At 52.8% G+C, this 9,586-nt stretch carries 11 protein-coding genes; 6 read left to right on the forward strand and 5 right to left on the reverse strand.

Going from position 1 to position 9,586, the window contains the following annotated elements; all coding sequences use genetic code 11:
- Positions 1 to 470 precede the first annotated feature (470 nt).
- Positions 471 to 1,013 carry a gamma carbonic anhydrase family protein gene (locus tag D4100_RS24970; protein ID WP_065506697.1) on the forward strand — a complete coding sequence of 181 codons (543 nt, stop codon included), beginning with the start codon at positions 471 to 473 and terminating at the stop codon, positions 1,011 to 1,013.
- 37 nt (positions 1,014 to 1,050) lie between these two features.
- Here the strand turns inward: D4100_RS24970 and aroE are convergent, their stop codons facing one another.
- The 5 genes from aroE to dprA are packed head-to-tail and all read right to left on the reverse strand — an operon-like array spanning position 1,051 to position 4,595.
- Positions 1,051 to 1,869, reverse strand: a complete 819-nt coding sequence (gene aroE, locus D4100_RS24975) for a shikimate dehydrogenase (protein WP_119805451.1) — start codon at positions 1,867 to 1,869, stop codon at positions 1,051 to 1,053.
- An 11-nt stretch (positions 1,870 to 1,880) separates the two neighbouring features.
- Positions 1,881 to 2,450 carry an L-threonylcarbamoyladenylate synthase type 1 TsaC gene (gene tsaC, locus D4100_RS24980; RefSeq protein WP_065506699.1) on the reverse strand — a complete coding sequence of 190 codons (570 nt, stop codon included), beginning with the start codon at positions 2,448 to 2,450 and terminating at the stop codon, positions 1,881 to 1,883.
- Positions 2,451 to 2,457: 7 nt separating this feature from the next.
- Entirely contained in the window at positions 2,458 to 3,003 is a 546-nt protein-coding gene (locus D4100_RS24985; protein WP_065506700.1) for a DNA topoisomerase family protein, read from the reverse strand.
- Between the two features lie 25 nt (positions 3,004 to 3,028).
- Positions 3,029 to 3,502, reverse strand: coding sequence for a DUF494 family protein Smg (gene smg / locus D4100_RS24990; protein WP_012147203.1), 474 nt, complete (start codon positions 3,500 to 3,502; stop codon positions 3,029 to 3,031).
- On the reverse strand, positions 3,474 to 4,595 hold the full coding sequence (gene dprA, locus D4100_RS24995) for a DNA-protecting protein DprA (RefSeq protein ID WP_119805452.1): 1,122 nt from the start codon (positions 4,593 to 4,595) through the stop codon (positions 3,474 to 3,476). The genes smg and dprA overlap by 29 nt, the downstream gene beginning before the upstream one ends.
- Before the next feature lie 133 nt (positions 4,596 to 4,728).
- On the opposite strand from dprA, the gene def reads away from it, so the two are divergent.
- From def to mscL, 5 genes are all read left to right on the forward strand, one after another.
- Positions 4,729 to 5,238: a peptide deformylase gene (def, locus tag D4100_RS25000; protein ID WP_065506702.1), complete on the forward strand. Its 510-nt coding sequence runs from the start codon at positions 4,729 to 4,731 to the stop codon at positions 5,236 to 5,238.
- A 17-nt stretch (positions 5,239 to 5,255) separates the two neighbouring features.
- Positions 5,256 to 6,200, forward strand: a complete 945-nt coding sequence (fmt, locus tag D4100_RS25005; RefSeq protein WP_065506703.1) for a methionyl-tRNA formyltransferase — start codon at positions 5,256 to 5,258, stop codon at positions 6,198 to 6,200.
- 71 nt (positions 6,201 to 6,271) lie between these two features.
- Entirely contained in the window at positions 6,272 to 7,561 is a 1,290-nt protein-coding gene (rsmB, locus tag D4100_RS25010; protein ID WP_065506704.1) for a 16S rRNA (cytosine(967)-C(5))-methyltransferase RsmB, read from the forward strand.
- 77 nt (positions 7,562 to 7,638) lie between these two features.
- On the forward strand, positions 7,639 to 9,015 hold the full coding sequence (trkA, locus tag D4100_RS25015; protein WP_065506705.1) for a Trk system potassium transporter TrkA: 1,377 nt from the start codon (positions 7,639 to 7,641) through the stop codon (positions 9,013 to 9,015).
- A gap of 140 nt (positions 9,016 to 9,155) precedes the next feature.
- On the forward strand, positions 9,156 to 9,569 hold the full coding sequence (gene mscL, locus D4100_RS25020; RefSeq protein WP_065506706.1) for a large-conductance mechanosensitive channel protein MscL: 414 nt from the start codon (positions 9,156 to 9,158) through the stop codon (positions 9,567 to 9,569).
- The last annotated feature ends 17 nt before the right edge of the window (positions 9,570 to 9,586 follow it).

The raw sequence follows: 9,586 nt of genomic DNA on the forward strand, positions 1-9,586 counted from the left end.
AAAGGTTACTAAATGAATTTTACTTCAGTAGTCACTCTTCAAGACTTGATATTTTTTCGTACCCGAAGGTACTGGATATCGTCTTGTGGAGTGCCCACACAGATTGTCTGATAAATTGTTAAAGAGCAGTGAGTTAGCCGCCGTAGCTTGCTATCTCGAGGTGGCGTATATTACGCTTTCCTCTTTCAGAGTCAACCCCAATTTTCAGGATTTTTTCTCTTCGAACCCCGGAGACTCTGTGAAGTTGTTCACATGTTCCGTGTCGATGGAGGCGCATTATAGGGATCCGATTTTTTTGCACAACCCCTTTCTTGATCTTTTCTTTCCGTTTGCACACTTTTCAGCCCTTTCGGGTGGATCTTGCGCTAACAGGGCCATTTTTCGCAGGATCCGGCTCTTCCATTGGTTGTAATTCCACCGCCAACGTCTAGTATTGCCGGTAAATATGATCCCGATCTGAGGCTATTCTCATGTCCGATGCAGTACGTTCTTATCTTCATTACTCTCCTCAACTGGGCCAACGCGTGATGATCGACCCTTCCAGCGTAGTGATCGGCAACGTTGAACTGGCTGATGACGTCAGTATCTGGCCATTGGTTGCCATCCGCGGTGATGTGAACGCCGTAAAGATCGGCGCGCGTAGTAATATTCAGGATGGCAGCGTGCTGCATGTTACCCATAAGTCTGATCATAATCCCGAAGGCTACCCGTTGTTGATTGGTGAAGACGTTACCGTCGGCCATAAAGCGATGTTGCACGGCTGCGCGATCGGCAACCGAGTACTTATAGGGATGGGATCGATCCTGCTGGATGGAGCAGTAATAGAAGATGATGTGATGATTGGTGCCGGAAGCCTGGTAGCACCTGGCAAACATCTGGCAAGCGGTTATCTCTATATGGGCAGCCCGGCGCGCCAAATTCGTCCGCTGAGCGCTGCTGAATTAGAAGGGCTGCTTTACTCTTCAAATAACTACGTACGCTGGAAAGACGAATATCTGTCGGAAGACATCTGAAAGATCCCGTTCCCTTATAAAGGGAACGGGAAGCAACCTATGCCGCCAATTCGCTGCGCAGTTGGCGCAGCACCGGTTCGATTTCCGGCATAACGCCATGCCATAACAGGAACGAATGGGCTGCCTGCCCCACCAGCATCCCTAAACCGTCGGCATACTCTTTCGCGCCCTGTTGCTGCGCCCAGGCCAAAAACGGTGTTAGCCCCTGTTGATAAAACATGTCATAACAGCGGGTATGCGCGTTAACCGTACCGGCCGGCAATGCCGGGATCTCTCCGCTGATGCCAGACGCCGTGGCATTTATCACTAAATCAAACTGCCGTTGACCGAGTTTATCCATTGGCAATGCGGATATTTCGCCCAGATGCTGGAATGCTTGCGCCAGCAGTTGCGCGCGGCTGAAAGTACGGTTGACGATAACTACCTCACAACCAAAGGACAAGAGCGGCAGGATCACCCCTCGTGCCGCACCACCAGCCCCCACCAGCAAAATACGATCCTTCTGCTGGATCAACTTCTGGCGTTCAAGATCGGTCAGTAAACCGATCCCATCGGTGTTATCACCCAACAGGCGGCCTTCTGGCAGTACTTTCAGCGTATTTACCGCACCCGCCAACGAAGCTCGCTCACTCAGCTCCGTGGCAACCTTATAGGCATGCTCTTTAAAAGGGACCGTGACGTTAGCTCCTTGGCCGCCCGCCTGGATAAAGGCCTGCAGAGTGGTTTCAAAACCATCAAGCGGCGCCAACACTCTACCGTAAGGATGTTCCAATCCGGTTTGAGCGGCAAACAGCGCATGAATACGCGGCGATTTACTGTGGCCTATAGGGTTGCCGAATACCGCAAACTTCTCCATGCATATAACCTCTAGCCCTGACGGATCTGCTTACCGGTCAAGGCATCTCTGATTTCGGAAGGATTAAGGCGACCGCCTACGCTGCCGGTTAACACCGGAAACGCGGTGCCAAACTGTTGCAAGACTTCATCGGCGCTGCGGCAAGGCTCTTGCCCGCTAAGATTGGCGCTGGTCGACACCAGCGGTTTGCCAAACTGCCGGCACAGTTGTTGCACCAATGGATGATCGCTGACACGCACCGCCAATGAATTGAAACGACCGGTCAGCAGCCGAGGCGTTTCAGGCCGGGCAGGAATAACCCAGGTCACCGGGCCTGGCCAGGTGGCAAACATCGCAGCGCGCTGCTGTTCGCTCAGAGCCTCATCATCAATATAAGGTGTTAGCTGCGCATAATCGGCCGCAATCAGGATCAACCCTTTTTCCCAGGGACGTTGTTTCAGAGCCAATAAGGCATTGACCGCCTGCTCACTGTCAGGATCGCACCCCAGGCCAAATACCGCCTCGGTCGGGTAAGCAATGACCTGCTGGTTATGCAGCGCGTCAATCATTGGCGTTAAGATAGAAGTGAATTCAGAGCTCATGATGTCATTATTCTGTGGTGACTACGGGTTTTCCGCAAAGTTTGCTGGCGCAGCAAAGGGTTGGCCCTTTTGCCGTGCGTTTTTCCATCAGCAGTGGGTAGTGACAGTATTTGCACTCACCGGCGACAGGTTTAAAATTGAGGACAAACTGGCATTCAGGATAGCGATCGCAGGAATGGAATACCTTGCCGTAGCGTGATTTGCGCTGCAGCAGTTTCCCCTGTTCGCATTGCGGACAGCTGATGCTGGTTTCATCCGGCTTGTCGATAACTTCGGTGTGATCGCACTCCGGGTAGTTGCTGCAGCCGACAAACATGCCGTAGCGTCCCTGGCGTAACGCCAATGTTGCCTGGCATTTCGGGCATTCCTGCCCCTCCAACACCTTGACAATATGGCCATCGGCCTGCGCTTTAAGCGGCCGGATATGTTGGCATTCGGGATAACGAGAACAGCCGAGAAAGGGGCCGTGGCGACCACTGCGGATCACCAACTCGGCCCCGCATTCCGGACAGGGTTCATTTTGCCTGGCGGCAAAAATCGCTGTTTTTGTCATAACATCTTCTATGCGTGTTACCGGCTCAGTGCAGATAACCTTCGTTTACTTCAAACAACAGTTCTTCCATTTGCTGATAGGCGCTTTCATACCCTGGGATATTAAACAGCACCATCAGCACCACCCATTTCAGATCTTCGAGATCGAATTCCGTGTTATCTAAAGCCATAACACGATCGATAACCATTTCACGGGTTTCGAGGTTCAATACTTGAATCTGCTCAAGGAACAGGAGGAAACCACGGCAGCTGGCATCCAAACGCACGCCTTCTTCTTCGGTGTAAATCCGCATTGCCAGCGGATCGGCATCCATAAAATAGGGCGCATTTTCGCCTTCCTGCAGGTCAGCGAGTTTTTCAAGCCAATTCAACGCGTTGTAGATATCATCCCGATGAAACCCCGCCTGAGCGAGATCATCGGTCAGTTGATCCTGATCGACGCGCATCTCTGGTTCATTGTGGATATAAGTTTCAAACAAGTACATGAGTACGTCGAACATGGCCTGCCCTCCTTATTCGGACATAGCCGCCGGGTACAGCTGCGATCCACCCTGCTAACTCCAGATCGAGTAACTTGATTACCACTTCTGGCACAGGTTGGCCGGCACGTTCAGCGACGACGTCAACAGGTGTCACCTCATCTCCTACGTTAGCCAACACATCAGCAAATGGCAATTCAACTTCGGCCTCAGACGCACAAATAGTTGTATTTTCGTTCAACGATAGCCAATGCAGGCCACTTCCCAGCTGTTCAGCTATCTCTTTCGGCCCCGTGACCAGGTAGGCTCCCTGTTGGATCAACCAATGCGTTCCTTCACTCATCGGGTTGCCCAGAGCGCCAGGGAGCGCGAAGACTTCACGACCTTGTTCCAGCGCATAACGGGCTGTGATCAGCGTTCCGCTACGTAGGGAAGCTTCAATCACTACCACGCCCAGGCTCAGACCGCTAATAATGCGATTACGACGCGGAAAGTGGTCGGCCATTGGCAGGTCGGTAACCAGATATTCCGAGATTACCGCCCCGCCGTGTTCGACAATTTGTGCGGCCAAGTGACGATGCCGACGCGGATAGATATTGGCAAGACCGCTCCCCAGCACAGCCACCGTACCTCCTTCCGCCTCCAGCGCCGCGCGGTGACAGATGCCATCAATACCGATAGCCAAGCCGCTGGTGATGGTAAACCCGCAATGCACCAGCCCGGTGGAAAAAAAACTACCCCAATGTTCGCCGTAATGACTGAACTGACGACTGCCGACCATGGCGATTTGCGGTTGCCGCAAGGCCTCCGGGTTGCCCTTTACCAACAGCAGTAGCGGGGCATCGTCGATAGGAAGCAATTGTTCGGGGTAACCGGCCTCACCATAGGTCAACAGCACGCTGTCGGGTTTCTCCAGCCAAGCGAGCGTGGCGGCCAGATAACGCGGCTCCATCTGGCGAAATTGCGCCTGCTGCCGGTCATTCAGCCCCAATGATCCTAACAAACGATAAGGATCGCCCCCTGCTGCAACCATTTGCCGTATCATCTGACTGGCCTGAGCGGCACTCAATCCAGTAACCCCGTGCATCCGTAAGCCAATTTCCTCTGCCTGCATCGCCAGCCCCCTCGCAGAAAACGGTGGTTTTACCAATTCGAGCAATTGGTGCGCAATGCTGTCAATCAGGCCGGGAAATGTCTAGAATAGAAGCTAAACCTCGTTTATCACTCGGAAACAGATCTCAAGATATATGTCAGTATTGCAGGTATTACATTACCCAGACGAGCGGCTACGCAAAGTTGCGGCCCCGGTAAAAGAAGTCAACGCGACTATCCAGCGCATCGTGGATGATATGTTTGAAACCATGTACGCAGAGGAAGGCATTGGCCTGGCTGCAACACAGGTGGATATCCATCAGCGGATTATCGTCATTGACGTTTCTGAGAACCGCGATCAGCGCCTCGTGCTGATCAACCCGGAACTGCTGGAAAAAAGCGGTGAAACCGGGATCGAAGAAGGCTGTCTTTCCATTCCTGAGCAGCGTGCATTAGTTCCGCGCGCCGCCAATGTGAAAATCAGAGCGCTGGACCGTGACGGTAAACCTTTTGAGCTCGAAGCCGATGACCTGTTGGCCATCTGTATCCAGCACGAAATGGATCACCTGATGGGCAAACTGTTCGTCGATTATTTGTCGCCGCTGAAGCGCCAGCGTATCCGTCAGAAACTGGAAAAAATGGCCAAGCTGAACGCACGCGCCTAACCGAGCAGGAAATCAACGTGTCTGACACTTTACGGATTATTTTTGCCGGAACTCCAGACTTCGCAGCGCGTCACCTTGACGCGCTGTTGTCATCTGGGCACCAGATTGTCGGGGTATTTACCCAACCTGATCGTCCGGCAGGCCGAGGTAACAAACTGACGCCCAGCCCGGTTAAGGTACTGGCACAACAGCACCAACTGCCGGTATTTCAACCCAAATCATTGCGCCCGGAAGAGAACCAGCATCTGGTTGCCGATCTTAACGCCGATGTAATGGTGGTGGTGGCCTATGGCCTGATCCTGCCTAAAGCGGTACTGGATATGCCGCGCCTCGGTTGCATCAACGTACACGGTTCACTGTTGCCGCGTTGGCGTGGTGCAGCCCCCATTCAACGCTCACTCTGGGCTGGCGACAGCGAAACCGGCGTCACCATCATGCAGATGGACGTGGGATTGGATACCGGCGATATGATGCACAAGATCGCTTGCCCAATCGAAACCGATGACACCAGCGCCAGCCTGTACGACAAGCTGGCAAAACTCGGCCCGCAAGGCATGCTGACCACGCTGCAGCAAATGGCCGAAGGTACGGCACGACGTGAAGTGCAAGATGAAGCGCATGTCACTTACGCCGAGAAGCTGAGCAAGGAAGAGGCCCGCCTGGACTGGCGCCTGTCCGCCGCACAGCTTGAGCGCTGCATCCGCGCCTTTAATCCATGGCCGGTCAGCTATTTCACCATTGACGATCAACCGGTGAAAGTGTGGCAGGCGACGGTGCTGGCGGAAACGTCTGGCGCAGAGCCAGGCACCATCATCCATGCCGACAAGCACGGTATTCAGGTGGCTACCACTGACGGGATCCTTAACCTGACGCAGTTGCAACCGGCGGGTAAAAAACCCATGTCGGCGCAAGATCTCTTGAACTCACGTCGCGAATGGTTTGCACCGGGTAACCGGTTATAAAGCCCCCACTGCCCGACCGATCACCGTCGGGCTGTTTCTCTCTTAATACCGATCGTTATCAGCCTTAGCCTATGAAAAACAATTACAATCTCCGAAGCCACGCTGCAAAAGCCATCGGTCAGGTATTGGATCAGGGACAGTCACTCAGTACTGTCCTGCCGGCCCTGCAAAAGACCATTTCTGACAAGGACCGCGCGCTGTTGCAGGAGTTGTGCTTCGGCACCCTGCGTGTGCTGCCGCAGCTTGAATGGTGCATTCAGCAATTAATGGCAAAACCAATGACCGGCAAGCAGCGCACGCTGCATTATTTGCTGATGGTTGGCTTATATCAGCTTCTGTATACCCGTATCCCTGCTCACGCAGTGCTGGCGGAAACGGTGGAAGGCGCAGTCGCGCTGAAACGGCCACAGCTTAAGGGCTTGATCAATGGCGTATTGCGCCAGTTCCAGCGCCAGCAGGAGGAATTACTGCAGCGCGCCGCCAATAACGACAGCCGCTATCTACACCCAAGCTGGCTCTTAAAACGCATCCAACAGGCTTATCCCTCTCAGTGGGAACAGATTATTGATGCCAATAACCAGAAACCGCCGATGTGGCTGCGCGTCAACCGCCTTCATCACACTCGCGAAAGTTACTTGCAACTGATGGACCAGGCAGGCATTCGCGCCGAACCGCATGCAGAATACCCTGATGCGCTGCGTCTGCTGGCACCCTGCGCCGTTACCGATCTGCCTGGTTTTGCCGAAGGCTGGGTCACGGTGCAAGACGCCTCCGCGCAAGGCTGTATCGATCTGCTGGATCCGCAAGACGGGGAGCAGATCCTCGATCTGTGCGCGGCCCCGGGCGGCAAAACAACTCACATTCTGGAGGCTGCCCCCAAAGCCCATGTGATGGCGGTCGATATCGATGAACAACGCCTTGGCCGGGTCAAAGAAAACCTGCAGCGCCTGCGTTTACACGCCGAAGTGAAATTGGGTGATGGCCGCACCCCGCAACAATGGTGTGGTGATAAGCAATTCGATCGCATTTTACTGGACGCTCCCTGCTCTGCTACCGGCGTGATCCGCCGCCATCCAGATATCAAATGGTTGCGCCGAGACAGTGACATCGCTGAGCTGGCAAAGTTACAGGCTGAGATCATTGAGGCCATTTGGCCACATCTCAAAAACGGTGGTGTGATGGTGTATGCCACCTGTTCTATCCTGCCGGCGGAGAACGCTGAGCAAATTGCCGCCTTCCTTCAGCGTCATCCCGATGCCAGGTTGGTTGAAACGGGTGACGAACAGCAGCCCGGTCGACAGAATCTTCCGCATCCAGAGGATGGGGATGGCTTCTTTTACGCTAAGCTGATTAAAATGTAGCAATTCAGTGCTCAGGGCGCGCTTGTTGCGCCCTGTCAGATAATATTCAGCGGTTTCAGTGTGAAGCAGAGAACCAAATGAAAATAATTATTCTTGGTGCAGGTCAGGTTGGTGGAACACTGGCAGAAAACCTGGTGGGTGAAAATAACGATATCACCGTCGTGGATACCGATTCAGGCCGCCTGCGTCAGTTACAGGATAAATTTGATCTGCGGGTCGTTCAGGGATATGGCTCCCACCCGCGCGTGTTGCGTGAAGCAGGTGCGGAAGACGCAGATATGTTGGTCGCCGTTACCAACTCTGACGAAACCAACATGATTGCCTGCCAGATTGCCTACTCGCTGTTTAATACACCTAACCGTATTGCGCGTATCCGAGCACCGGAATATATCCGCGAATCGGAGAAGCTATTTCAGCCGGAAGCCGTACCTATTGATCATCTGATTTCACCGGAACAGCTGGTTATTGATTACATCTATAAATTAATTGAATACCCAGGTGCGCTACAGGTTGTCAATTTTGCCGAAGGCAAGGTCAGCATTGCAGCGGTAAAAGCCTACTACGGAGGTCCGCTGGTAGGTAACGCATTGTCCGCAATGCGCGAGCATATGCCACACATTGATACTCGCGTTGCCGCTATCTTCCGCCAGGACCGGCCGATTCGGCCGCAGGGTTCTACCATTATCGAAGCCGGGGACGAAGTATTTTTTGTTGCCGCTTCACAGCACATTCGTGCCGTGATGAGTGAACTGCAGCGGCTGGAAAAACCTTATAAACGTATCATGATTGTCGGTGGGGGCAATGTAGGTGCAGGCTTGGCGCAACGGTTAGAAAAATCTTACAACGTGAAGCTGATTGAACGTAATCAGCAACGTGCGGCAGAGCTGGCCGAGCAATTGCATGACACCATCGTGTTTTATGGCGATGCTTCTGACCAGGAGCTGCTGGCGGAAGAGCACGTTGATCAGGTGGACGTCTTTATTGCCATTACCAATGATGACGAAGCCAACATTATGTCCGCCATGCTAGCCAAACGCATGGGGGCAAAAAAAGTAATGGTGCTTATTCAGCGCCGCGCCTACGTCGATCTGGTACAAGGCAGTGTAATCGATATTGCTATATCCCCACAGCAGGCGACGATTTCCGCATTGTTAGGCCATGTGCGTAAAGCGGATATCGTCAGCGTTTCATCGCTACGCCGCGGCGTAGCGGAAGCTATCGAAGCCATTGCGCACGGTGACGAAAGTACTTCAAAAGTGGTTGGCCGCATCGTTGAAGATATTAAATTGCCGCCAGGTACCACCATTGGCGCGATTGTGCGGGGTGACGACGTTATTATTGCCAATGGCAGCAGCAAGATTGAACAGGGCGACCATGTCATTATGTTTATTACTGACAAAAAGTACGTTCCTGACGTTGAACGCTTGTTCCAACCAAGCCCATTCTTCCTGTAGAACAAATGTATTAACCGATAGTCTATAATCAGGTAGATATTCGCTGCCGTGGGAAGAGATAAAGACTTTTCTCTCCTGATTGTGGCAAAGGGAAATTGCTTTGTTAAACTTGTGTTATTAATTTCTTTAAGGGGTGTGCTATGAGTATGTTAAAAGAATTCCGCGAATTTGCCATGCGCGGCAACGTGGTTGATCTGGCAGTGGGTGTGATTATCGGTGCTGCTTTCGGTAAAATCGTATCGTCCTTCGTTGCAGATATCATCATGCCGCCGCTGGGTTTACTGATTGGCGGCGTAGATTTCAAGCAGTTCCACCTGGTACTGCGGGAAGCGCAGGGTGCAGTGCCAGCAGTGGTGATGAACTATGGTTCATTCATTCAGACCGTTTTTGATTTCGTTATCGTTGCCTTCGCTATTTTCCTGGCCATTAAATTAATGAACAGAATGCGTCGCAAGCAGGCAGAAGAACCGGCAGCCCCTCCGGCACCGACTGCAGAAGAAAAACTGCTGACTGAAATTCGTGATTTGTTGAGCCAACAGCAGCCAAAACTGTAAATCTATTTGTCTTGGAC

Source organism: Serratia inhibens, assembly GCF_003591175.1.
GTDB lineage: Bacteria > Pseudomonadota > Gammaproteobacteria > Enterobacterales > Enterobacteriaceae > Serratia > Serratia inhibens.

What these genes read in the sequence shown, in the direction of transcription:
- D4100_RS24970 (WP_065506697.1), top strand. Translation starts at nt 471, where the DNA reads ATGTCCGATGCAGTACGTTCTTATCTTCATTACTCTCCTCAACTGGGC.
- aroE (WP_119805451.1), bottom strand. Translation starts at nt 1,869, where the DNA reads ATGGAGAAGTTTGCGGTATTCGGCAACCCTATAGGCCACAGTAAATCG.
- tsaC (WP_065506699.1), bottom strand. Translation starts at nt 2,450, where the DNA reads ATGAGCTCTGAATTCACTTCTATCTTAACGCCAATGATTGACGCGCTG.
- D4100_RS24985 (WP_065506700.1), bottom strand. Translation starts at nt 3,003, where the DNA reads ATGACAAAAACAGCGATTTTTGCCGCCAGGCAAAATGAACCCTGTCCG.
- smg (WP_012147203.1), bottom strand. Translation starts at nt 3,502, where the DNA reads ATGTTCGACGTACTCATGTACTTGTTTGAAACTTATATCCACAATGAA.
- dprA (WP_119805452.1), bottom strand. Translation starts at nt 4,595, where the DNA reads ATGCAGGCAGAGGAAATTGGCTTACGGATGCACGGGGTTACTGGATTG.
- def (WP_065506702.1), top strand. Translation starts at nt 4,729, where the DNA reads ATGTCAGTATTGCAGGTATTACATTACCCAGACGAGCGGCTACGCAAA.
- rsmB (WP_065506704.1), top strand. Translation starts at nt 6,272, where the DNA reads ATGAAAAACAATTACAATCTCCGAAGCCACGCTGCAAAAGCCATCGGT.
- trkA (WP_065506705.1), top strand. Translation starts at nt 7,639, where the DNA reads ATGAAAATAATTATTCTTGGTGCAGGTCAGGTTGGTGGAACACTGGCA.
- mscL (WP_065506706.1), top strand. Translation starts at nt 9,156, where the DNA reads ATGAGTATGTTAAAAGAATTCCGCGAATTTGCCATGCGCGGCAACGTG.